The organism is Bradyrhizobium sp. INPA03-11B, assembly GCF_040446015.1.
GTDB lineage: Bacteria > Pseudomonadota > Alphaproteobacteria > Rhizobiales > Xanthobacteraceae > Bradyrhizobium > Bradyrhizobium macuxiense_A.
Map to the genome: position 1 here is coordinate 1 of NZ_JASGSR010000119.1, position 23,359 is coordinate 23,359.

Sequence of the window (23,359 nt, forward strand, 5' to 3'; positions counted from 1 at the left end):
TCACCTTCAAAACCGGCCTCGAACACTTCCACGCCGTCGCCGCAGGATGGAGCCTCAGAGATCTGTGCATGCCCTAGGGCTTTCGCCGGGACGACGGTGAGGGAGCGATGCCTTATCCCGCCGCCGTCACGCAGTTCACCCACAGCACCACGGCCTTGGCATCGCGCGCCGGATTGGAGAACCGGTGCGGGCGGCGGCTTGCGAAGCGAAAGCTGTCGCCCTGCTTCAGCGTCCAGGTCTCGGTGTCCACCGTCAGCGTCATCTCGCCCTGCAGCACAAGGCCGGCCTCTTCGCCGTCATGGGTATAGAACTCGTCGCCGGTGTTGCCGCCGGGTTCGAGATGCACCAGGAACAGATTGAGCCCGCTCTCGCTGCCGGCGGGGCTCAGCAGCTGCTTTGAGATTCCGGTGCGCCACAGTTTCAGCTCGGCGCGCTGCACCTCGCGGGTCACGACGCCGCCGGTGTTGTCATCCTTCGGTGTCGCGCCAAACAGCGCGGCGATGCCGACGCCGAGCACGTCGGCCAAGGTCGCCAGCACGCGCAGCGAGGGCGACGAAAGGCCGCGCTCGATCTGGCTGATGAAGCCGATCGACAAATCGGTGCGCGCGGCAACCAGCTCCAGCGACATCTGCTTGCTGCGGCGCAGGTCGCGGATGCGGCGTCCGACCGCGAGATCCATCGCGGGCTCGGCCGGCTTCTTATCCAGCTTCTTGGCCGGCTTTTTGGCCGCGCGGCGTGCCGTCACGGGCTTCGCTGCCGCGCTCTTGCGCATTCTCCTGCCGCCACTCACGTCACACAGCTTCCTTCATGTGCATGAAAACCGCTTGCATTGGCTGCGGTTTCGTGACCACAATTTCATATTGGTGAAAATAGGCCGGAACGGCGTCGCCCGCAACCAAAAGCGCGAAACTCGCGGGCGATACGGCGCCAAGGCCAGCTTCGGGAGGTGGTGCGATGTCCTTTCAGCGTCTCGTTCAGGCCGCGGTCGCGGCGCTTGCCCTTGCCGTGAGCGCGCCGTCAGTGGCGCAGCAGGTGCTCAAGGTCGGCTCGACGCCGACCGGCATTCCCTTCACCTTCCTCGACACCAAGACCAATTCGATCCAGGGCATCATGGTCGATCTCGCCACCGAGATCGGCAAGGACGCCGGCTTTACCGTGCAGATCGAGCCGATGCAGTTCTCGGCGCTGATCCCCTCGCTGACCGCGAACAAGATCGACATCATCGCCGCCGCGATGTTCGCCACCGCCGCGCGCAAGGAGGTGATCGACTTCTCCGATCCGGTCTACACCTATGGTGAGGGCTTGGTGGTGCCGAAGACCGACACCAAGGCCTATGCCACGCAGGAGGATCTGAAGGGCACGGTGGTTGGCGCCCAGGTCGGAACGGCCTTTGTCGATGCGCTGAAGAAGACCGGGCTGTTCAGCGAGGTGAAGGTCTACGACACCATTCCCGACATCCTGCGCGACGTGAACGCGGGCCGCCTCAAGGCCGGCTTCGCCGACTATCCGATCCTCGCCTACAATCTGCAGCAAGGCAATTTCGCCGACGTCCGTCTGGTCGACGGCTACAAGCCGGTCACCGTCGGCACCGTCGCGATCGGCGTCCGCAAGAGCGACACCGAGCTGCTCGCCAAGATCAACGCCTCGCTGGCAAAGCTGAAGGCCAACGGCACGATCGCTAAGATTCTGGAGAAGTGGGGCCAGAAGGCGAGTGCGTCGTGACGGCGTGTGCCCCGATGAGAGTTGGCATTGAGCTTCACTGCATTCTCCGCGTCATTGCGAGGAGCGCTTGCGACGAAGCAATCCATCTCTCCGTGTTTGCGGACCGATGGATTGCTTCGCTCCGCTCGCAATGACGCTTCCATAATGTGAGCCGATGCAAAAATTCTTCCACGATGCCGTCGAGTTCGTGCCGATCCTGTTGCAGGGTGTCTGGCTGACCATCGTCGTCACGGTCGGCTCGCTGTTGCTGTCGACCGTGCTCGGGCTGGTGTGGGCGCTGATGCGGGTGTCCGGCATCGGCATCCTTGTCGGCCTCAGTGCCGCGCTGATCAATGTGATCCGCGGCATTCCGATCATCGTGCTGCTGTTCTACATCTATTTCGTGATGCCCGATTTCGGCATCGCGCTCTCAGCGTTGCAGGCCGCGATCATCGGGCTCGGCATCGCCTATTCGGCCTATCAGGCGGAAAATTTCCGCGCCGGCATCGAGGCGATCGACAAGGGGCAGATCGAGGCCGCGCAGACCATCGGCATGGGCTGGTGGCTCACCATGCGCCGCGTGGTGCTGCCGCAGGCGGTCAGGATCATCCTGCCGCCCTACGGCAACATCATGATCATGATGCTGAAGGATTCCTCGCAGGCCTCGACCATCACGGTCGCCGAGCTCGCGCTGCAGGGTAAGCTGATCGCCTCCTCGACCTTCAAGAACACCAGCGTGTTCACGCTGGTTGCGCTGATGTACCTCACCATGAGCATTCCGCTCATCCTGCTGGTTCGGCACTTCGAGAACAAGGCGAACCGCAAATGATCGAGCTTCGCGACGTCCACAAGAGCTTTGGCAAGGTCGAGGTGCTGAAGGGCATCACCGCCTCCGTCGCCAAGAGCGAGGTGGTCTGCATCATCGGTCCGTCAGGCTCCGGCAAGTCGACCATCCTGCGCTGCATCAACGGGCTCGAGAGCTACGATCGCGGCGAGATCAGCGTCGAGGGCGCGCGCGTCGATCAGGGCGACCGCTCGATCGTTGCGATCCGCTCACAGGTGTCGATGGTGTTCCAGCGCTTCAACCTGTTTCCGCATCGCACCGCGCTCGAGAACGTCATCGAGGGCCCGCTCTATGTGAAGAAGGAGCCGCGCGAGCAGGCCGTCGCCCGCGGCCGCGCGCTGCTGGCGCAGGTCGGCCTCGCCGACAAGGCCGAGGTGCATCCGCCAAAGCTCTCCGGCGGCCAGCAGCAGCGCGTCGCGATCGCCCGGGCGCTGGCGATGCAGCCGAAGGCGATCCTGTTCGACGAGCCGACTTCCGCGCTCGATCCCGAACTGGTTGGTGAGGTGCTCTCGGTGATGCGCAAGCTCGCCGATGACGGTATGACCATGGTGGTCGTCACCCATGAGATGGGCTTTGCCCGCGACGTCGCCGACCGCGTGCTGTTCATCGATGGCGGCGTCATCGTCGAGCAGGGCGCCGCCAAATCCGTCCTCAACCAACCGCAGCACCCGCGTACCCAGGATTTCCTGCGCCGCGTGCTGCATCCGCTGTGATTTGATCATGGTGACATCGGATCGAGAGGCTGCCGCATCGGCGCCGTCCTCCCTCTCCCGCTTGCGGGGGAGGGCCGGGGTGGGGGTCTCGCCACGAGTCGGAGTCTTTGTGTGGAGAAAGCCCCCACCCGTATCGCATCTGCGATGCGATACGACCTCCCCCGCAAGCGGGAGAGGTGAAGGGAGTGCGTGGCAGCGCCTGCACATCCTCATCATCTCGTCTCAGTTCGGTAACTTCCTATGACCACTTCCACCCGCCTTCCTCTCCCCCCGAGCCTCTATGCCGACACCGCGGTCGAGGCGACGCCAACACCCCTGCTAACATCTGACAAGACCGTGCCGGTCGCGATCATCGGCGGCGGCTTCACCGGGCTGTCGACCGCGCTGCATCTTGCCGAGCAGGGCGTGCTTGCGATCGTGCTGGAGGCGCAGGAGCCGGGCTGGGGTGCATCCGGCAACAATGGCGGGCAGACCAATCCCGGGCTGAAGCACGACCCCGACCAGATCGAGCAGGATTTCGGCGCCGATCTCGGCCGCCGCATGATCGCATTTTCCTACGGCACCACCAACTTCACCCATGATCTGATCCGCCGTTACCAGATCCCGTGCGAGGCGCGGCAGAACGGCACGCTGCGCGCCGCCTACAACGAGGCCAGTGCCGCGGCGATCGCGGCCACAGCGAAACAGTGCATCCAGCGCGGCATGCCGGTGAAGCTGCTCAACGCCGCCGAACTACGCGAGATGACCGGCAGCGACCGCTACCTCTGCGCGATGCTCGATGCGCGCGGCGGCGATCTGCATCCGCTGAGTTACGCGCGGGGTCTGGCGCGCGCCGCGATCGGGGCCGGCGTTGCCGTCCATGGCGAGACGCCGGCGCTGTCGCTGCGCCGCGACGGCAATCGCTGGCGGATCGAGACGCCGTGTGCGGTCGTGCACGCCGACAAGGTGCTGCTCGCGACCAATGGCTTTACCGATGATCTCTGGCCGGCGCTTCGCCGCACCATCGTGCCGGTGTTCTCGTCGATCGCAGCCACCGCGCCGCTGTCCGACGCGGTCGCGCGTTCGATCATGCCAACGCGCCCGGTGCTCTACGAGAGCGGTCATATCACGGTCTATTACCGTATCGACCAGCACAATCGGCTCTTGATGGGAGGTCGCGGTCCGATGCGCTGGATCAGCAAGCCGGCCGACGTCGCCTATCTGATCCGCTACGCCGAGCGGCTGTGGCCGCAGCTCAGGGGCATCAATTGGACCCATGGCTGGAACAGCCGCCTCGCCATCACCGCCGATCACTATCCGCACGTCCATGAGCCCGCGGAAAACCTGCTGATCTCGCTCGGCTGCAACGGCCGCGGCGTCGCGCTCTCGACCGCGATGGGCGCGCAACTCGCCCGCCGCCTGGTCGGCGGTGTCAAGGCGGAGATCGACATGCCGGTGACCGGCATCAAGCCGATCCCGATGCACGTCTTCTGGCGGGTCGGCGTCACCACGGCGGTGCTCACCGGGCGGGTGCGGGACAAGCTCGGGGTGTAGGCGATCGAAACCGGGAGTGGTCGATCGGCGCGAATGCCCCCGCAGCTGGCCTCCCGGACCTTACGCCGCCTTCGGAAACAACGGCCGGAAGAACGACCGATCATAGCGCGTGAAGCAGCCGGTCTCCTTGGCGAAAGCTATCGCTTTCTGCACGTCCGGATCGGCGGCGGAATCCTTCCGATATTGCTCGTAGGCGGCGAAGCTCGGAAAGCTGAACATCGCCAACGCGACGTCGCTCGCGCCTTCCGATGGCAGGAAGTAGCCGTGATGGATGCCGCCAAACCGCGGCAGCAGCTCAAGCCACATGGTGGCATAGGCCTCGAAGTCGGCGAGCTTGCCCAGCCTGATCTCATAACGCAGGTAGCAGGTAATCATCCGCGGTGCTCCAACCATCGTTGACCAAGGCGTCTCACTATAGCGCAGCGATGGATTCGGTCCATGCCGCGGCGTCCGCTCGAGGGTGTTGCCGATTGAACACGACCCTCACCTGTCATCGCCCGGCTCGCCGCCTCCGCTAAAGCTTCGGCGCGCCAGGGACTTGTAGCCTCGTCGAAGCCTTGGCGTAGACGGGACCGGGCGATCCAGTACGCCGCGGCCTCTCGGCTCAAGCACAACCGTCTCTGGAATACTGGATCACCCGCTTTCGCGGGTGATGACACTGCGCAATTTGGCGTCTTGAATCGTGAACCATCCTCACCGTCGTCCCTGCGAAAGCAGGGACCCATAACCACGAATGGTTATTGGTGAGCGATGTTGGGACGACGAATCCCGATCACAACACCCGCCGCGGACTATGGGTCCCGGCTTTCCCGGGACGACAGTGGTGGGCGAGGCGCGACATCGGCTCGAAGCACGATGCGACCCCGCGTCAATCCTCCACCGGCCACCAGGGATACTGGCTCGGCATGTCCTGCGAGACCTTGCCCGGAAAGGCCGGTTTCCGCTTCTCGATGAAGGACTGCACGCCTTCGCGCACGTCGGCGTGGCCGCCGCGCTCGACCGACATCGGCTTGTCGATCGCGAGCAGTTCGAACGGGTCGGGCGCGCCGGCGAAGCGCCAGAGCATTTGGCGGGTCAGCGCGATCGACACGGCCGAGGTCTCCGCCGTCATCTCGTGGGCGATCTGCCGTGCCCGCTCCAGTAGGGCGTCCGGCTCGACCACCTCGCTGACGAGGCCACCTTGCAGGGCCTCGTCTGCATCGAAGGTGCGGCCGGACAGGCACCAGCGCAACGACTGCGGCAGGCCGACGAGCTTTGGCAGGAACCAGGCGCTGCCGGCCTCCGGCACCAGCCCGCGGCGCGCGAAGATGAAGCCGATCTTGGCGCCGCGCGATGCGATGCGGATATCCATCGGCAGCGTCATGGTGATGCCGACGCCGACCGCAGCGCCGTTGATCGCGGCGATCGAAGGTTTGCGGCAGTTGAAGATGGCCTCGACGAAGCGGCCGCTGCGCTGGCCGGCGCTTGCGAACACACCGGCGCCGTGGCTGCCGGAGGTGTCGAAGCTGCTCGCGCCGCCGGAGACGTCGGCGCCGGCGCAGAACGCGCGGCCCGCGCCGGTGACCATGATCGCGCGGACGCCGTCGTCCTCATCGGCGCGCTGGAACGCGTCGGCGATCTCCGCGCCCATCGTTCCGGTGTAGGCGTTGAGCTTGTCGGGCCGGTTGAGCGTGACGACCATCAGGGAGCCGTCGACGTCGCATGCGATCTGTTGGTAGTTCATGACGGCCCTCCCGAGATTGTTGTTGTTATCGCGCCGTGACCTTCTCATCCTTCCGCGATTGCATCGCTCCACGGATGAAACGGCTCGGTGGCGCCGCTGTTTGTCGTGCCATCGCGCAGCACGATGCTGGGGCAGGCGAACTTCTTTGGCTGGGTCTGGATGCGTGCCTCCTCATAGTCGAAGCGGCCGCGCAGCGCCTCACGCACAGCTTGCGGCAGGCGGACATCGCCGATCACGACCGCGCCCTCGCTGGCATCGATGCGTGGCTGATGGATCGCGGTGTCGAGATCCATGCCGTAATCCATCACGAAGGAGAGCAGCTGCGACACCGCGGGCAGGATGCGACGGCCGCCGGATGCGCCCACAGCAAGCGTGCGGCCGTCGGCGGCTTGCGCCACGACGGGTGTGTAGTTGGTCAGGCAACGCTTGCCGGGCGCGAGCGAGTTCGGATTGCCTTGCACCGGATCGAACCACATGATGCCGTTGTTCATGGTGAGCCCGGTGTTCGGCGTCACGAATTTGGAGCCGAAGGTCGACAGCAGGGTCTGCGTCACCGCGGCCATGTTGCCGTCGCGGTCGACCGCGGAGAAATGCGTGGTGCAGGATGGGGCGATCGCCTCCGCGCCGAGCGCGCGGCGGCCGTCGACGTCGCCCATGTCCTTCAGCCGTTCGCGATAGGCGGCTTGCAGTGCCTCGGCATAGGCCGCGTAGGCTACAGCGTCCGGACCGCCCTGCGCGGGCGTGAGCGCCTTCTGCAGGAGACCGAGCGTGCGCGCCATGGTGGGCCCCGCGGTCAGTTCCGGCGTCGCGTAGACCGTGCCGCCGCGATAGGGAATCTTGAGCGGCTCGCGCAGATGGGCGCGGAAGGCGGCGAGATCGCGCACCGACAGCGCGCCGCCGGCGGCCTGGATATCGTCGGCGATGCTGCGCGCCAGATCGCCTTCGTAGAAATCGCGCGGGCCCGCCGCGGCAAGCTGCGCCATCGTCGCCTTCAGCGTGTCCTGCGGCATGCGGACCACAGACTTGATGCCCCATTGCGCATTCGGCGGCAGGCCATCCAGCAGATACGCCGCGGCGCTGGCGGGATAGCGCCGCAGATCGGCAGCGGAGCTTGCGATCATCCCGGTGGTCCACCAATCGACCAGCAGGCCTTCGCCGGCGAGCTTGACGCTCGGCGCCAGCAAATCCTTCCAGGGCATTTTGGCGTGGCGGCGATGCGCCTCTTCCATGCCGGCGACGACGCCGGGCACCGCGATCGAGCCGGGGCCGTGCAGGTTGCGGTCGTCCTTGACGCGAGCCCAGGGGAACAGGTCGGAGGCCGCGCCGCCGGTCAGCGGATAATCCTCGAGGCGCAGGCCGTCGGGCGCGCGCATGCCATAGTCGATCACCTCGACGCGGTTCTCCTTGGCGCGATACAGCACCATCGCGCCGCCGCCGCCGGCGCCGCTCATCCACGGCTCCAGCACGCCAAGGGCAAAGGTGGTTGCAATCACGGCGTCGACGCAATCGCCGCCCGCTGCCAAGACCTCCGCGCCGACCTCGGCCGCCTTGCGCGACTGCGCGGCGACGATGCCGCCCTTGGCGCTGACGGCGGGCTTGCGGATCACTTGCGAGTTGGAGAACCGGTCGGACATGGCGTTGCTTTCGCTGTTCTTGTTGCGGGTGGGGCGCGTTGGCGTAGCATGTCAGGCATGGCACTGTCAGTGCAACAACAAGAACCAATTTCAGGGAGCGGAAAATGAACGGTGTGAAGCGCGAACGGGACGGCAAGGTCGGTATCCTGACGCTGAACGATCCGGCCAGCCTGAACGCGATGACGCCGGAACTGCTCGGCGATCTCGCGCACGCGATCGGCGAGATGGGTGTCGACCCCGGTATTCGCGCCCTGATCCTGACCGGGGAGGGGCGCGGCTTCTGCTCCGGGCAGAATCTCAAGGCGTTCAACTCGCTCGGCGACAACATCTATGTCGGCGTGATGAAGCACTATTGGCCGGCGATGCAGGCTCTGCGCGAGTGCCAGATGCCGGTGGTGGTCGCGGCCAACGGCGTCGCAGCCGGCGGCGGCTTCAGCCTTGCGATGTCCGGCGACATCATCCTGGCCGCGCGCTCGGCGAGCTTCATCCAGGTGTTCAGCCGGATCGGCCTGGTGCCCGACCTCGGCTCGACCTGGCTGCTGCCGCGCCTGATCGGGCGCCAACGGGCGCTCGACCTGATGCTGCTGAACGAGCCGCTGTCGGCCGAGCGGGCCAAGGAGTGGGGATTGGTGCGCGACGTCGTCGATGACGCGAAGCTGCTCGACGAGGCGAAGGCGCTCGCCGGTCGCCTCGCCGATGGCCCGACGCGCGCGCTGGTCGCGACACGGCAGCTGCTCGAGGAGAGCGAGCACGCGAGCTACGCCGAGCAGTTCCGCCGCGAGATCGAGCTGCAGCAGGTGATCCGCGAAAGCGCCGATGCGCAGGAAGGCCGCAAGGCCTTCGTCGAGAAGCGCAAGGCCCAGTTCACGGGGCGCTAGGGCTTGGCCGCGACGGTGCTAGCCGATCGCAATCGCGATCTTGCCGAAATGCGCGCCGCTTGCCATGTGGGCGAAGGCGTCCTTGACCTCATCGAACGCGAACACCTTGTCGATCATAGGCTTGACGCCGTGCATGCTGATGCCGTCGCACAGCGCCTGCAGGTCCTCGATCGAGCCGACGGTGACGCCCTGCAGCCGCTGCTGCTGCATCACCATCAGCGGCAGCCGGCTGTCGGAGGAGGCGGGGCCGGCGAGCACGCCGATGAAGGCGATCGTGCCGCCGATCCTGGTGGCACGGATCGACTCGTTCAGCGTGCCGACGCCGCCGACCTCGACGACCAGATCGACGCCGCGCCCGGTCAGCTCGCGCGCCTTCTTGCCCCAATCGGGGGTGGCCTTGTAGTTGAGCGTGACATCGGCGCCGAGTTGTTTCAGCCGCGCGATCTTGGCGTCGCTGGACGAGGTGGCGATGACGCGGGCGCCGCACATCTTGGCGAATTGCAGCGCGAACAGCGAGACGCCGCCGGTACCCTGGGTCAGCACCGTCTGTCCCGGCTTGATGTCGCCGAGCTTGACCACCGCGCTCCACGCGGTGAGGCCGGCGCACGGCAATGCGGCAGCCTCGATGTCGCTGAGATGGTCCGGCGTGCGCACCAGCGCGTGCTCCGGGAAGACGCGGTACTCGGTCAGCACGCCGTCGACGCTGCCGCCGAGTGCTGCGCGCATCCGCGCCTCGCTCGGCTCGCCGCCGAGCCAGCTTTCGAAAAAGCTGCCGATCACGCGATCGCCGGGTGCGAAGCTTCTCACTCCGGGGCCGACCGACTCGACGACGCCGGCGCCGTCGGAGACCGGTACCAGCGGAAATTTCTGCCGCGAGCCGTAGCCGCCCTTGACCGTGAGCAGGTCGCGATAGTTCAGCGTCGCCGCCTTCAGCCGCACCAGGACTTCGCCGTGGCCGGCCTGCGGAACCGGCTTGTCGACCAGCGCAAGCGCGTCGACGCCGCCGGGGCCTTGCAATTCATAGCATTTCACGGGACGTCTCCTGCTGAATGTTCTTGTCGGTGTTGTCGTCTTGGGCCGCGCTCTCGGCGCCGCCGCACATGTACCAAGCATATGTCAGCCTGGCCCCGCGTGGCCATAGCGCGCGGTGCCGCCGGTGAAATGGCGCCCATGCCCGAACACCTTGGCGCTACCGAAAAATACCGCCAAGCTGTGCCCTCGATGATGTGACCGGGCGGAGGTGACCATGGCTGCCTTGCTTGAGACGAAGCGCAATCCGATCGCCACGCTCGCACGCAGCGTGGTCCGCGTGCTGCTCGCTGCGGCTTTGACCTGTTGCGGTATCGTGATGGCGGCGGCCGACGACAGCCTTTACCGCGCGCAGACCGTCGTCACCGGCCAGGGCGAGCCGAACCGCATCATCGGCTTCGGTGCATGTCTGGAGGACGTCCTGATCAAGGTCTCCGGGCAGCCGATGCTGGCAAGCGACCGCCGTCTCGCAGGCTACAAATCCAGGGCCAAGGAGTTCGTCGCCAGTTTCGACTATCACGACCAATATGCCGGCAAGCCGCATCATGACGAGCAGGGCACCCGCGACCGGCCCTACGACCTGACGGTGGCGTTCGACGACAAGAAGGTCGACGGCATTCTCGGCAAGCTCGGGCTCAAGCCGTGGCGATCGCAGCGGCCGGAGCTCGGTGTCCTCGTCGAGATGCTGCATGGTCCGAAGGATTATATCGTCACGTCGGACGGGACGCAGTCCGATTTGCAGCGCGACGCGCTCGCGGCTGCGGCCGGCAAGCGCGGCATGCGCTTCGTGCTGCCGGATACGGCCGCATTGGCGCGCGCCAGCGTCACGGCGGCGGAGCTCCTGAAGGAGCCGCCGGCGAAGTTGAACTCGATCGTAACGCCGCAGGGCGGCGAGGCCACCCTGGTCGGGAAACTGGTCTGGGATGACAAGGACCTCGGCTGGGCCACGCAATGGCGGATGGCCTGGCACGGCCGGGACTACAAATGGCAGTTCCGCGGCGTCACCTTCGATGAAGCCTTCCGCCGCGGCGTCGGCGGCGCCGCGCAGGTGCTGTCCGGCAATGGCGATCCGGGGCGATCGAAATGAGCCTGCGCAGGCGCGGCGGCCGGCTCGGTCTAACCGGCGTAGCCGAGCGTCTGCGACGGGTATTCCCCGAACATCGCGCGGTAATATTGCGAGAAACGCCCGAGCTCGATGAAGCCCTGTTCGATCGCAACCTTGGAAACGGTGGTCTGCTCCGGCCGGCTTTCGCGCAGGATCGAACGGATCATGCAAAGCCGCTTGTAGCGCAGGAACGTTACCGGGCCGACGCCGAACACCTCGTGGAAGGCGCGGTGCAGGCTGCGCCGCGACAGCCGAAGCTCGGTGCAGATTTCCGAGACATGGACCGGGCGGGCGCCGGCGGCGTGCAGATAGTCCTCGACGTCGCGCACCAGCTTCATCGCCGACGGCAGATAGCTGGTTCCGTCTGATGGCAGCGACGTGACAACCGTCGCGGTCACGCAGTCGATGATCGCGCGCTTCCAGAATTCGGCCGACGCTTCCGACAGCGCGTCCGGATACCGGGCGAGATGCGAGATGATCTGCGGCAGCCGGTCGGCAGCGCTCATGCCGATGGCCGGGTCGGCACGAAAGTGGTTCTTCGCCTGCCATGTTTCGGCATCGGCGAGCCGCGGTTCGCCGCCGAACAGGTCGGGAAGATCGGCCATGTCAAAGCGAATCGCCGCATAGGACGAGGCCCGGTGAAACACCCCGTCATGCTCGACCGACGGAGGGATCACCAGCACGTCGGCCGGCTGCATGTCGAATGCCCAGTGCGTGACGCGGTCCGTCGCATGGAGCAGCATTCCGATGATCAGCTTGTCGTCGGCGGACGTGCGCTGGGTGCGGACCCCGACATTGAACGCGCCGATGCTGAGCGAAAAATCGCCGATCCCGACGTGAGACAAGGTGCCGCGCAGCTTGCCGCGCTCGAGCTGCATGACTTCGACATGCGAACCTTTGACGGCGTCGTGGAGCCCCTCGAAGCCGTCAAGCTCGCCGGTGTGAACCGACAGATGCTTGCCCATATCCACGCTTCCCACGGCGGAATCGTGAACGGGATTCTTGCCGGTTTTGCTCGGGAAGGCAACGCGGACGACGGTGCGGAATTGACGGGGCGGGGGCGTCGTTTTGGCAGACCGCGCACGTTGGCGGGGGGACTGGCACAAAGTGCATATCGCCCGCTGAATGGCGGGCAATCGTTTGATCCTAAAGCGAAATGCGCAGCTTTTGGCAGCGCGCCGATCGTTAGGCCGCCATCAAGTGCTCAAGCGCAACCGCCTGTTCGCGGGTCTGGAATGCGATGGCGGTGTGCGTGAAGCCGGTCGAGGCCTGGGTCTGTGCGATGTGATTGAGCACCTCGTTGCCCTTGACCACGTGAAGGTCCATTCCGGGGCCAGCCGGGAAGATACCGAGCACGACGTCATAGGCGTCGACGATGGCCTTCAAGGCACCGCCCTTGTCTTCCGATGCGTCGATGAAGATACGAACATCCGCGGCGATACTACGAAGTTCGTCAAAGTCGATCACTGGAAGTCTCCCATACGCAACGCACTGATCGATCCTAGCTACAACTTGCTTACTGAAACATAAATTACGCCCGGGTTCCCTGTGCACTCACCGCCACGTGACTCGCATTTTCGTCTGCGCGCTCGCCGTCTTCCCGGCCCGTCGCTTTCAGGCGCCGCTCGGCGGCCTCCGCTTCGCAATCCGCTTGACCGGTGCGTGCGCCGGCACGGCATCTCCGGACTGGTCGGCCATGTGAGGAATACGGTGCTCGATGTGATCGACGACACGGAAGAAAGCATCGAGCGCCTTGGCGTCGAGGCCGGCCGTGAGGTTGCTGTGCCGGCGCAGGATTTCGTCGAGGCTGCGGTCGAGCAGCGCCACGCCCTGGGCTGTCAGGCGGATCTCGGTCCGGTTCCGGGCACTGCCGCGGACCGGGGTCAGTTCGATCAGACCCTTTTTCTTGAGCGACGTCGTCTCGCGGCTGACGACGGCCTTGTCCAGCTGCGCGTTGGTCCAGATGTCGTAGGCGCTTGCGGGCTCGTGCTCCCTGAGGAAGGACAGCACCCGCCATTCCGCGAGCGAGACGCCATAGGCCTGCGGGAAGAACGCGTTGGCGTTGGCGCGCAGCTTCGCGACCAGGCTCGACAGCACCGTCGGCACGTAACGCTCGAAATCAATCACCAGTTCGGAGCGTGCGTCCTCTTGCGGGGCGCGACGCGGGGCAGTCGCCTTGGTTCGGCTTGTGGCAGTCCGGCTTTTCATTCTTTCACGAGTTGAGAGCGGGCGATCAAGACCAGGACCGCCGCGAGGAGGAGGACGCCTGTTACCACGAGGAACCCGATGGTGAAACTGCCCGAGGCGTCCTTGGCGCGTCCGATCACGATCGGGATCGTCGCACCTCCGATGCTGCCGATCATGCCGACCAGGCCGATCGCGCCCGGCGCGCTCTGCCGCGACATGTAGGACTGCGGGATGGTCCAGAACACCGCCTGCGTGCCGTAGACGCCGACATTGGCGACCATGAAGCCGATGATGATCCAGATCGGCGCTGTCGAGAAGGCGGCGATCGCGAAGCCGGCGGCCGCGATCACGAAAGTCGTCGCCGCATAATAGAAGCGCTCGCCGACATGATCGGAGTGCCGCGACAAGGCGATCATGCCGATCAGGCCGGCGATCGGCGGGATCGCCGTCACGAAGCCGACCTGGGAATTCGGCAGGCCGAACGACTTGATGATCTGCGGCAGCCAGGGGAACAGCGACGCCAGCCCGCAGAACAGGCCGAAATTGCAGAAGCCGAACAGCAGCACCATCGGTTTGGTGATGGTCCTGAGCACGCCCTCGGCATGCACCACCCCGGTCGCCTTGGCGTCGCGCTCCAGCGCGCCGGTCAGCCAGTTGCGCTGCGCCGTCGACAGCCATTTCGCCTGCTGCGGGCGGTCGGTCAGGTAGAAGATGCCGACGATCCCCAGGATGATGGGCGGCACGCCTTCGAGGATGAACAGCCATTTCCAGCCGGAGATGCCGAACGTTCCATTCAGCTCGAGGATGGCGCCGGAGATCAGGGAGGCGAAGATATAGGAGATCGGCACCGCATAATTGAACATCGCGTTGTAGCGGGCGCGGTAGCTGAACGGAAACCAGAGGCTCAGCAGCAGCATGACGCCGGGAAACAGGCCGGACTCGGCAAAGCCGAGGAAGCCGCGGAATGCATAGAGGCTGAGCGGGCCCTGCGTGAAGGCCATCAGCACCGTGGCGATGCCCCACAGGATCGCGATCCGCGTCAGCGTGACGCGAGCGCCGTACTTGCTGAGGATCAGATTGCTCGGGATCTCGAAGATCGCGTAGGTGAAGTACATGATGCCGACCGCGATACCGAACATCTCGGCATTGAGTCCGAGCTCCTTGTTCATCTGCAGCGCGGCAAAGGAGATATTGCCGCGGTCGAGAATGGCGAGAAAGTACATCGCCATCACGAACCACATCAGGCGCAGCGCGACCTTGCGGATCGTGGTGCGTTCGATCTCCGGATCGGCGGTCGTTATCGCCGCCTTGTCCATCACGACTTCGGTCATCCCTGTTTCCCCCGATTTTTGATTTTCTCATTGGTTGGATTATGCGGGCAGGCAGACTTCCAGCCGGTCGCCCGCCACGCGGACCGGATAGGTCTGGATGTCGATCTCGACCGGGCTGGTCAGCGCCTCGCCGGTTCGGATGTCGAAGCGGCCCATATGCAGCGGGCATTCGATCTCGCAGCCGTCCAGCATGCCGTCGGACAGCAGCGCCTCCGCATGGGTGCAGATGTTGCTGGTGGCGTAGTATTCGTTGCCGACTCGATAGAGCGCGATGTGATGATGGCCGATTTCGATGCCGTACGGCTCGCCTTCGTTCAGCGCGCTGAGTGCGGCACCGTCGTGCCAGGTTCCCTGATCCGTCATGTGTTCTCTCAGATGCTGTAGAAATCGAGCACGGTCGGGACCCGGTCGTTGACCAGCGTGATGACCTTGCGCGCGATCTTCCAGCTGTCGCCGTCACGCCTCAGCGTGTGCTGATAGCGCCCGTGGCGCAGATGCTCCTTCGCCACGCGCGGGTCGTAGACGTGGACCGAGAACACCGAATGACAGGTGATTTCGTCAGGCCCGGTCTCGGAGGCTTCGAGGTTCGAGATCTGGTGCACGGTGCGCGGCAGCGGCAGCGCGGTGATCGATTTGCGCGACTCGATGCGCGCGATCCGCTCTTCCAGCCCGCGCCGTGCATTGTGATAGAGCAGCGAGACCTGCGTGTTGGGATCATTGGTGGTGGTGTATTCGTCGAGCCATGCCGGCACCCAATAGACGGCATCCTCGCTGTACATCGCGACCCAGTCGGCCCATTCGCCGGTGTCGAGCAGACGGGCTTCACGATAGATGGTCGCGGCGGCGATCGCGTGGACCTCTGCTTGTTCGATTGCGCTGCCAGCCATCACACCGTCTCCCCCGCAGCGCGCTGCAACAGCCTGCGCCATTCGCGATAGCCGGGGTGGAAATTGGTCTCGCCGCCGAAGCTCGGGGGACCGAACGACCATTCGGACGGGGTTACGCCGAGTTCGCGCGTGTGCACGCTGTCGCCGCGGCCGACGTCTGCGACGCCGCGCAGATAGCCTTGCGTGGGTGCGGCGGTGGTCGCCTCATAGCCGGTCTGGCAGAATTCGTACATCACGTTGTCGTCGGAGCTCGCGAGCCCGGAGGCGTTAAAGAAGTCTTCGTAATTGCGAATACGAAGCGTGCGCGCGGCGGCGCTTTCTCCGACCGGAGCGAGACAATGCGACACCATCTCGGTCTTGTCGGGCGCCAGCGGCCGCCAGGTTCGCACCTGCGCGGACAGGATGTCGATGACCTGCAGGTTCGGAAAAATCGTGAGGTTGCGCTGGCGGAGCATCCATTTGGCGCGGGTGCTGCCGACCCGCTGCCGCACGGCATCGAGGCGCGCCGGATCCATGCCGAGCGGCCGGCCGTAGAGCTGCGTGCGCTTGATCGACCAGTTGACGGCGTGGCCATGGTCGAAGCTGAAGCTGCCTTGCCCTTCCTGCTCGCCCTCCGGCTCCGCGGTGAATCCCGCGTCTGTTCCCGCGGCGGCGTTGCGCTTCTTCAGGATGTCGACGTAGGAGCTGTGCGTGGTCGCGAAATGATAGTAGTCGAGACCGTTCTCGAACTGCAGCTTCCAGTTGGCGTCGAACGTATAGGTGGTGGCGCCCGGCACGAACTCGACCTCGCCGCTGTCGCTCTGGTCGATGATGAGATCGAGGAAGGCGCGGGTATCGCCGAGGAATTCTTCCAGCGGCGGAACGTCGGCCGAGAGGCTTGCGAACAGGAAACCGCGATACGAGCCGAGCCGGGCGACCGGGAGCAGGTCGTGATTCTGGTTCGAGAAGGACGGCGGATATTGCCCACTCGGTTGCTCCGTCACCGAGATGTTGCGGCCGCTCGAGTCATAGGCCCAGCCATGATAACGACAGACATGGAATTTCTGCCGGCCCTGCTTGAAGGGGCAGACGATCGTTCCACGATGCCGGCAGGTGTTGAGGAATGCGCCGACCTTGCCGTCGGCGCTCCGCATCACGAGAATCGGATGCCGGCCGATATGGGTGGTGACGAAATCGTTGGGCCGGGCGATCTGAGATTCAAGGCCGATGAAATTCCACGTGGCCTCGAAGATATGCCGGAGCTCGGCGTCGAACACGTCGGGATCTGTGAAGATCCGGCGATCGACTTCGAAGATGCGTTCGGCGGGGCGGTCGTCAATGAGCCGGGAAATCTCCCGCAGCCTAGCCGCGTGGTTCTGCGAAGCAGCGTTCATCACGTCCTCCCTTCGACTTGCCGCCGGCTGCACAAGGCAAACCCCGAGGTCGCCCGCAGAGCCTTCACGGCTCTCGTGCGTCCATGGCGGAAACAGCCGGCTTGATCGCCAATCTTGGAATGACTCTATAGTTGTCATGACAACTATGGTCAAGACGCTTGGTGGGCCGGAAGCAGAGGCCGGGCCAGGCCGGTCGTCTCGAACGGCTGGTGGGATGCAGCGAATGGAGCCCCGCGCGCCGGGCTACAACGCGGAATGAGCCGATCGTTTTCGAACGGCGTAGCGCGTTCACATCTTGCGCGCCGGCGCCGTCAGGATGATTCCCTCGGCGATCAGGCCGCGGCAGATCGTCTTCAGCGCGGCGATCGCCTCGCGCGTTGCGCGGCTGACCGGCCGGCCGCGCGGCAGCGCCAGCACGCGGTCGGCGTGCATCCATGGCAACAGCGACGCCGACAGCACGCCGGCGGCGACCTCCTGGTGAATGCCGGAGAACGGCAGCAAGGCATAGCCGAGGCCCGAGGCCACCATGCGTTTCATCGGTGTGCTGTTGTCGACCCGCACCGCGCAGAGCATGGTCGGCGGGAACGGGTTGCGGCTGAGCGGCGCCACAGCGGATGGCAGCGCGTCGAACTCCTTGCGGGTCAGCCTGCCGCGCTTCAGCAGCGGATCGCGCGGCGGTCCGATCAGGAACACCTGCTCGACGACAAGCATCTCATAGTCGAGGTGATCGTTGGGGGACGGCGTCGTCACGATCGCCAGATCGAGCTCGCCCCGCAACAGGCGTTCGGACAGGTTCTCGGTCAATCCCTCATTCAACTCGAGCCGCACGCGCGGAAACTGCTTCACGAATCTCTGGGCCAGCGGCGCGTAGATGACATCGCCGAGGCTCGGCGGCGCGCCGATCCGCACCGTACCGCTGGGCTCGCGATTTTCCGTGCGCACCTCGGCCTTGATGTCGTCGATAGCGCCGAGCAGCCAGCGGCCGCGCGCGAGCAGCACCTTGCCTGACTCCGTGACCGAGACGCCGCGCGCGCCGCGTTCGAGCAGGGCGCCGCCCAGTTCGTCCTCGAGCTCCTTGACGTGGCGGCTGAGCGCCGACTGGGCGACGTTCAGCGTGCTGGCTGCGGCGGCAAAGCCGCCACGCTCGGCGACGGCGACGAAATAGCGGATCTGCCGCAGGTCCATGGCGGATACTCCATCTCAAATTGAGATGGAAACCATATCAAACATATTCTTGTGAGATAGCAAAAAGAGCGCAGTCTCCGCTCAACGATCAAACAGAGGAGACACCAGCATGGGCATCGCCACCGATGAGGCACGCCGGACGTCCGTATTCATCGCCGGCGGCGGGCCGGTGGGACTTGCGATGTCGCTGCTGCTCGACCGCTTCGGCATCGACTGCGTGGTGGTCGAGAAGAGCCCGACGACGACGGATCATCCCAAGTCGCGCGGCTGCTGGGTCCGCACCATGGAGATCTTCCGGCAGTGGGGGATCGAGCAGGCGATCCGCGATCGCGGCCTGCAGGACAATTCTGACATGTTCGTGTTCCTCGACAGCATCGCGGGGCACGAGTTCGGCCGCACCCGTCCCGAACCGAATGTCGGTCATACGCCCGCCTGGAAGAGCCTGGTCGCCCAGGACGCCGTCGAGGAAGAGATCCTGCGGGTGGTCGAGAAGTCCAAGCACGCCACGGTCCTGTTCAACACCTCCTGCGAATCGTTCGAGGAGACCAACAGCGGCGTCAGCGTCACGACGCGTTGCGAAAAAACCGGCGAGGTCACGCATTGGACGGCGACTTACTTGATCGCCGCCGATGGCGCGGGCAGCCAGACCCGGCGCAGCGCCGGGATCGACATGGTCGGGCCCTCGACGCTGGCGGTGATGTCGAACGAGTATTGGCGCGCCGACCTGTCGCGGCTGCCGATCGCGCGCGAAGCCGCCGGCTTCATCATCGTCCCCGAAAGGCCCGATCTGCCGCGCGCCGGCATCCTGAACACCAATGGCCGGGATCGCTGGCTGACGGTGACGCAGATCGGCCTGACCAAGGACGATCGCGAGCGGCCGTGGACCGACCAGGAGTTCATCGAGATCGCGCGCGGCCATGTCGGCATTCCCGACCTCGATGTCACGCTTTTGAACCGTTCGATCTGGCGCGTCAGCATGCAGGTGGCCGAGACCTTTCGAAAGGGTCGGGTGTTTCTGGTCGGCGACTGCGCCCATCGCTTTCCGCCGACCGGCGGCTTCGGTCTGAACTCGGGCGTTCAGGATGCGCATAATCTCGCCTGGAAGCTCGCCTTCGTGCTGAAGGGCCTCGCGGATGAAAAGCTGCTCGACAGCTATTCCAGCGAGCGCCGCCCGATCGCGCAGTCCAACGCCAATTTCAGTTACGGCAACAGGCTGCGCTTCGGGCTGACCGATGATGCCGTGCGGTCGCGCAATCCGGACCGGATCAAGTTCTGGATCAACGACATGGACAATCATTTGCACAGCATCGGCCAAAACCTCGGCCACAATTATGAGGAGGGCGCGGTGATCCCCGATGGCACCGTCGCGAAGGCGTTGAACTCCCGTTACTACACGCCGTCCGATCGTCCCGGCGCACGCTTCCCGCATATGTGGCTCGAGCCTTCGCGCAAGAAATCGACGCTCGACTGGTTCGACAAGGAGTTCACCGTCGTCACCGGTCCGCTGGGCAGCGAGTGGCTGGAGGCGGGCAGGCAGGTATCGGAGAAGACCCGCTTGCCGCTCTCGCTGAAGCAATTGCCGTCAGCCGATCCGGCAGAGGGATTCCAATTGGGCATGCGCGGCGCCGTGCTGGTGCGTCCCGATGGACATGTGGCGTGGCGGATGCCGTGGCTGCCGTCGGACCCGGCGAAGGAACTGGCCGGCGCGCTCTCGACCTTGCTGCATTAGGGAGGTCTCCGATGCAATCGCTCGAAGCCCAAGGTGTGGTCACGGCATTTGAGAAGACCGGACGCGGCGAGCCGATCGTGCTGCTGCATGGCGGTGAGGCCGATCACTCGATGTTCGACGGCCTTGCCCGCGAGTTGTCCGCCCACTTCACCGTGATCGCCTACGATCAGCGCGATTCCGGCGCGACCAGAAATCCATCGTCGCCCTATTCGCTCGCGGATCTGGCTGATGATGCCGCGGCTTTGATCGGAGGGCTCGGCTACGATCGTGCTCATGTCTTCGGAACCTCGCTGGGCGGGCAGATCGCGCAGGTGCTCGCGGCCCGCCATCCGGGCCGCATCGACCGCTTGATCCTGAGCAGTACCTGGAAGGTCAACAAGAGCCCGCTCGACGTCAATGCGGATGTCTTCCGCAAGCTCGCGTCGTACCGCGCGGACACCGCCGGCAACGCGCCGAAGATAGCGGAGTTCTTTTTCCCGCCGGATTACCTGCGCGCGCGGCCCGAACTGATCGACATCTTTCGTGGCTCGAGCCGCGACGACGGCCAGAAGGCACGGCGTGGCGCCTTGCTCGCGCAGCCTGTCGCCGCCGATCTGACGCGCTTTGATCGTCCGACCTTGCTGCTTGCGGGTGCTGACGACCGGCTAATCCCGAATGTGGAGACATTTGCGCTCGCCCGCGATCTTGCGCGCGTCGAAATGAAGACCATTGCAGATGTGGGCCATGTCGCTTCGATCCAGGCCCCCGAGCGGGTGGCTAAGGCAGTGACGGCATTCCTGAATTCAAAAAAGAAGGCGGCTTGACAACAACAGGGGGAGACCATGGCAGAGCAAACGAACGCAGTGCCGTTCGACGAAGCGCCGGTGACGACGCGCTATTGGCTATCGATCATCATCTTCGCCATTTCCGGCGTGGTCGATTTCTTCGATTTCTTCGTGGTCGGGTTTCTGGTCTCGGTGCTGGCGCCGAAATGGCACCTGACGTTCGGGCAGACCTCGATCATGCTGATGAGCGCCGGCATCGGGGCGATGCTCGGGGCGTTCGCCGCGGGGGTCCTCGCCGATCGCTTCGGGCGCAAGCCGTTGGCGGTTGCCGGCGTTCTGCTGTGCGGCCTGACCTCGGGCGCGATCGCGTTCATTCCGGAAGACGGCTGGGTTGCGTTTGCGATCCTGCGCTTCTTCGTGGGCTTCGGCCTTGCCGCGGGCGCGGCGGCGGCGGTTCCGGCGATCGTCGAATTCGCGCCGACCCGTCACCGCACCCTGGTCACGAGCCTCGTGGTCGTTCCGGTCGCCTTTGGCGTGCTTTCGGCATCGGTGACGGCGAGTTTCCTGTTGCCGCTGGTTGGCTGGCGCGGATTGGCGGCGGTCGGGTTTCTGCCGATCATCCTTGCGGTTCTGACCATGTTCATCATGCCGGAATCGCCGCGCTGGCTGATCAGCAAGGGTCGTGTGCGGGAGGCGCAGGCCAGCATCCGAAAACTCTATCGGGTCGGCGGCGATGAGTTCGCCTTGCCCACGCTGCCGCCGGCGAACAAGGCGACATTTGCCGATCTCTTTGCCGAGCAACGGCGCTTCTGGTTGACGGTCCTGATCTGGTTCGGCGCCAGCACCGCAAACTACGGCGTTTTCCTGTGGGGACCGACCATCGTGGCGCTGCTGCTTGGCGTCGCGCCCCAGGATGCGGCGAAGATGTTCATCTATGTCAGCCTCGCCGGCGTTGTCGGCAGGACCGGCTTCGCCTTCCTCGCCCATCGGATCGGCCGCAAGCCGTGTGGCGAGTTGATGGGTTATGGCACCGCGGTCTCGCTGGCGCTGGCCGCCTATTTCCACAACGACTTCGCCGGCTCGGTGCCGCTGTTCCTGGTGTTCCTGATCGTCGGCGCCGTGTTCTTCGATGGCGGATTCTCGAACATCGGGCCCTATCCCGCGGAGATCTTTCCGGTCCAGCTGTCGGGGCGCGCGGTCGGCCTTGCTCAGCTGTCAAACGGGGTCGGCAAGATCGTCGGTCCGCTGTGCCTCGCAGTGATCGCCGGCGCAGATAACGTCGTGCATCCCAGCGCGACCGCATCGGCGGTGATGCCGGCGTTTTGCTTTCTGGCCGGCGCGGGCCTCCTGATCGGGCTTGCCTTTACATTCCTCGGCGTCGAGCCGCACGGACGCCCGGTGGCGCTGTTCGGCGAGAACGCAGGCGCCGCACCGAAGCCGCTGGCCGCGAAAACGGCAACTTGAAGAACGGAAGGTCAATCCATGGACAATGCGCACGACACGATCGCAACAACGACGCCGTTCGACACCGCGAAGCTCGACCGGCTGATGGACGAAGCGGGCCTCGACGTCCTGATCGCGACCTCGCGGCATAACGTACAGTACCTGCTGGGCGGATATCGCTTCTTTTTCTTCGACGTCATGGAGGCGATCGGCACGAGCCGATATCTGCCGGTGTTCGTCTATCAGAAGGCACATCCGGAAAATGCGATCTACATCGGCAACCGCATGGAAAAGTTCGAGCACGATCTCGGACGGATATGGACGCCGCTCGTCAAGACGGGAAGCTGGGGAACGATTGATGCGATCGGGCACGCGGTCGATCATGTGAGGAAGCTCGGGGCTACGGCAAGGCGCGTCGGTATCGAGGCAAGCTTCCTGCCGGCCGATGCCAGGGATCATCTGCTTGCGGGACTCGCCGATGTCGAGCTGCGCGAGGCCCATTTCACCCTCGAACGCCTTCGTGCAGTGAAATCTCCCGCGGAACTCGATCTCATCAGGGAGGCCTCTGAACGGGTCGTCGATGCGATGTTGGCGACGTTCGGGAGCTGTGTGCCCGGCATGACCAAGAACGACATCGTCGCGCGTCTGCGCCGCGAGGAGCAGGAACGCGATCTCGTGTTCGAATATTGCCTGATCGCCGCCGGCAAGAGCCATAACCGCGCGCCGTCGAACCAGCGGCTCACGGAGGGTGACGTGATCTCGATCGATTCCGGCGGAAACTACCGGGGCTATATCGGCGACCTCAGCCGCATGGGCATCCTGGGTGAGCCCGACGCCGAATTGCGCGAGTTGCTGCAACAGGTCGAGGACATCCAGCAGGCGGCGCGGCGCGCGATCCGGCCGGGCGCCATGGGCGGTGATATCATTGCGGCGGGGGAGGCTACGGTAAAATCGTCGCCGCATCGCGCTGTGCTCGACTTCACCGCGCACGGCATCGGGCTCGTCAGTCACGAGGCGCCGCGCCTGACCGCAATCGGTCCGGTGCCTTATTCGCCGTATGATGCAGATCGGCCGCTCGAACGCGGGATGGTGATCTCGATCGAAACCGCGCTGCTGCATCCGGCGCGCGGCTACATCAAGCTCGAGGACACGCTGATCGTCACCGAATCGGGCTGGGAAGCGCCCGGCGACCATGGCCGGGAATGGAATTCGTTGCGTCTCATGGCGTGAACCGGTCAACGCCAGGGCGGCATGTTTGGATGGGTCACCGATTGAGCCAGCGGTGCTGGAGGCGCCTGTC

The 23,359-nt window shown here is 65.0% G+C and carries 23 protein-coding genes; 10 read left to right on the forward strand and 13 right to left on the reverse strand.

What is annotated here, in order from left to right:
• Positions 1-112: 112 nt before the first annotated feature.
• Positions 113-772 (reverse strand): cupin domain-containing protein, encoded by a 660-nt coding sequence (locus QMZ05_RS33135; protein ID WP_353704577.1) that lies wholly within the window; start codon positions 770-772, stop codon positions 113-115.
• A gap of 182 nt (positions 773-954) precedes the next feature.
• Here QMZ05_RS33135 and QMZ05_RS33140 point away from each other — a divergent pair, with 182 nt between their 5' ends.
• The 4 genes from QMZ05_RS33140 (at position 955) to QMZ05_RS33155 (ending at position 4,791) form a co-directional block, all read left to right on the forward strand.
• Positions 955-1,722, forward strand: a complete 768-nt coding sequence (locus QMZ05_RS33140) for an ABC transporter substrate-binding protein (protein ID WP_353704578.1) — start codon at positions 955-957, stop codon at positions 1,720-1,722.
• Between the two features lie 154 nt (positions 1,723-1,876).
• The gene (locus QMZ05_RS33145; RefSeq protein ID WP_342727384.1) at positions 1,877-2,530 is read left to right on the forward strand and encodes an amino acid ABC transporter permease; all 654 of its coding nucleotides are present in this window, start codon (positions 1,877-1,879) and stop codon (positions 2,528-2,530) included.
• Positions 2,527-3,258 (forward strand): amino acid ABC transporter ATP-binding protein, encoded by a 732-nt coding sequence (locus tag QMZ05_RS33150; protein ID WP_353704579.1) that lies wholly within the window; start codon positions 2,527-2,529, stop codon positions 3,256-3,258. Before QMZ05_RS33145 ends, QMZ05_RS33150 begins: the two co-directional genes overlap by 4 nt.
• A 240-nt stretch (positions 3,259-3,498) precedes the next feature.
• A complete protein-coding gene (locus QMZ05_RS33155; protein ID WP_353704580.1) occupies positions 3,499-4,791 on the forward strand; it encodes an FAD-binding oxidoreductase in 1,293 nt (430 codons plus the stop codon).
• Between the two features lie 60 nt (positions 4,792-4,851).
• Here the strand turns inward: QMZ05_RS33155 and QMZ05_RS33160 are convergent, their stop codons facing one another.
• From QMZ05_RS33160 to QMZ05_RS33170, 3 genes are all read right to left on the reverse strand, one after another.
• A complete protein-coding gene (locus QMZ05_RS33160) occupies positions 4,852-5,166 on the reverse strand; it encodes an NIPSNAP family protein (protein WP_353704581.1) in 315 nt (104 codons plus the stop codon).
• Between the two features lie 493 nt (positions 5,167-5,659).
• Entirely contained in the window at positions 5,660-6,514 is an 855-nt protein-coding gene (locus tag QMZ05_RS33165; protein WP_353704582.1) for an enoyl-CoA hydratase-related protein, read from the reverse strand.
• A 44-nt stretch (positions 6,515-6,558) separates the two neighbouring features.
• The gene (locus QMZ05_RS33170; protein ID WP_353704583.1) at positions 6,559-8,148 is read right to left on the reverse strand and encodes a gamma-glutamyltransferase; all 1,590 of its coding nucleotides are present in this window, start codon (positions 8,146-8,148) and stop codon (positions 6,559-6,561) included.
• 104 nt (positions 8,149-8,252) lie between these two features.
• Between QMZ05_RS33170 and QMZ05_RS33175 the strand changes: the two genes are divergently transcribed.
• Positions 8,253-9,026 (forward strand): enoyl-CoA hydratase-related protein, encoded by a 774-nt coding sequence (locus QMZ05_RS33175; protein WP_353704584.1) that lies wholly within the window; start codon positions 8,253-8,255, stop codon positions 9,024-9,026.
• A gap of 18 nt (positions 9,027-9,044) precedes the next feature.
• Here QMZ05_RS33175 and QMZ05_RS33180 read toward each other — a convergent pair whose 3' ends face one another.
• A complete protein-coding gene (locus QMZ05_RS33180; protein WP_353704585.1) occupies positions 9,045-10,058 on the reverse strand; it encodes an NAD(P)-dependent alcohol dehydrogenase in 1,014 nt (337 codons plus the stop codon).
• 214 nt (positions 10,059-10,272) lie between these two features.
• On the opposite strand from QMZ05_RS33180, the gene QMZ05_RS33185 reads away from it, so the two are divergent.
• The gene (locus QMZ05_RS33185; protein WP_353704586.1) at positions 10,273-11,142 is read left to right on the forward strand and encodes a DUF2066 domain-containing protein; all 870 of its coding nucleotides are present in this window, start codon (positions 10,273-10,275) and stop codon (positions 11,140-11,142) included.
• Positions 11,143-11,171: 29 nt separating this feature from the next.
• On the opposite strand, the gene QMZ05_RS33190 is transcribed toward QMZ05_RS33185, so the two are convergent.
• From QMZ05_RS33190 to QMZ05_RS33225, 8 genes are all read right to left on the reverse strand, one after another.
• Positions 11,172-12,125 carry a helix-turn-helix domain-containing protein gene (locus tag QMZ05_RS33190; protein ID WP_353704587.1) on the reverse strand — a complete coding sequence of 318 codons (954 nt, stop codon included), beginning with the start codon at positions 12,123-12,125 and terminating at the stop codon, positions 11,172-11,174.
• A 220-nt stretch (positions 12,126-12,345) separates the two neighbouring features.
• Positions 12,346-12,627, reverse strand: coding sequence for a hypothetical protein (locus tag QMZ05_RS33195; RefSeq protein WP_074127324.1), 282 nt, complete (start codon positions 12,625-12,627; stop codon positions 12,346-12,348).
• Positions 12,628-12,774: 147 nt separating this feature from the next.
• Positions 12,775-13,287 carry a MarR family transcriptional regulator gene (locus tag QMZ05_RS33200; RefSeq protein WP_353704588.1) on the reverse strand — a complete coding sequence of 171 codons (513 nt, stop codon included), beginning with the start codon at positions 13,285-13,287 and terminating at the stop codon, positions 12,775-12,777.
• 77 nt (positions 13,288-13,364) lie between these two features.
• Positions 13,365-14,678 (reverse strand): MFS transporter, encoded by a 1,314-nt coding sequence (locus QMZ05_RS33205; RefSeq protein WP_353704589.1) that lies wholly within the window; start codon positions 14,676-14,678, stop codon positions 13,365-13,367.
• 39 nt (positions 14,679-14,717) lie between these two features.
• Positions 14,718-15,041: a non-heme iron oxygenase ferredoxin subunit gene (locus QMZ05_RS33210; RefSeq protein ID WP_353704590.1), complete on the reverse strand. Its 324-nt coding sequence runs from the start codon at positions 15,039-15,041 to the stop codon at positions 14,718-14,720.
• 8 nt (positions 15,042-15,049) lie between these two features.
• Positions 15,050-15,565, reverse strand: coding sequence for an aromatic-ring-hydroxylating dioxygenase subunit beta (locus tag QMZ05_RS33215; RefSeq protein ID WP_353704591.1), 516 nt, complete (start codon positions 15,563-15,565; stop codon positions 15,050-15,052).
• Positions 15,565-16,938: an aromatic ring-hydroxylating dioxygenase subunit alpha gene (locus QMZ05_RS33220; protein ID WP_353704592.1), complete on the reverse strand. Its 1,374-nt coding sequence runs from the start codon at positions 16,936-16,938 to the stop codon at positions 15,565-15,567. Before QMZ05_RS33220 ends, QMZ05_RS33215 begins: the two co-directional genes overlap by 1 nt.
• Before the next feature lie 288 nt (positions 16,939-17,226).
• Entirely contained in the window at positions 17,227-18,123 is an 897-nt protein-coding gene (locus QMZ05_RS33225; protein WP_353704593.1) for a LysR family transcriptional regulator, read from the reverse strand.
• A gap of 109 nt (positions 18,124-18,232) precedes the next feature.
• On the opposite strand from QMZ05_RS33225, the gene QMZ05_RS33230 reads away from it, so the two are divergent.
• From QMZ05_RS33230 to QMZ05_RS33245, 4 genes are read left to right on the forward strand one after another with little or no spacing between them, the layout of a single operon-like run.
• Positions 18,233-19,852 carry an FAD-dependent monooxygenase gene (locus QMZ05_RS33230; protein ID WP_353704594.1) on the forward strand — a complete coding sequence of 540 codons (1,620 nt, stop codon included), beginning with the start codon at positions 18,233-18,235 and terminating at the stop codon, positions 19,850-19,852.
• Positions 19,853-19,863: 11 nt separating this feature from the next.
• Complete coding sequence (locus QMZ05_RS33235) at positions 19,864-20,655, forward strand: alpha/beta hydrolase (protein ID WP_353704595.1); 792 nt, start codon at positions 19,864-19,866, stop codon at positions 20,653-20,655.
• An 18-nt stretch (positions 20,656-20,673) separates the two neighbouring features.
• On the forward strand, positions 20,674-22,080 hold the full coding sequence (locus QMZ05_RS33240; RefSeq protein WP_353704596.1) for an MFS transporter: 1,407 nt from the start codon (positions 20,674-20,676) through the stop codon (positions 22,078-22,080).
• Between the two features lie 18 nt (positions 22,081-22,098).
• Positions 22,099-23,289, forward strand: coding sequence for a Xaa-Pro peptidase family protein (locus tag QMZ05_RS33245; RefSeq protein ID WP_353704597.1), 1,191 nt, complete (start codon positions 22,099-22,101; stop codon positions 23,287-23,289).
• The last annotated feature ends 70 nt before the right edge of the window (positions 23,290-23,359 follow it).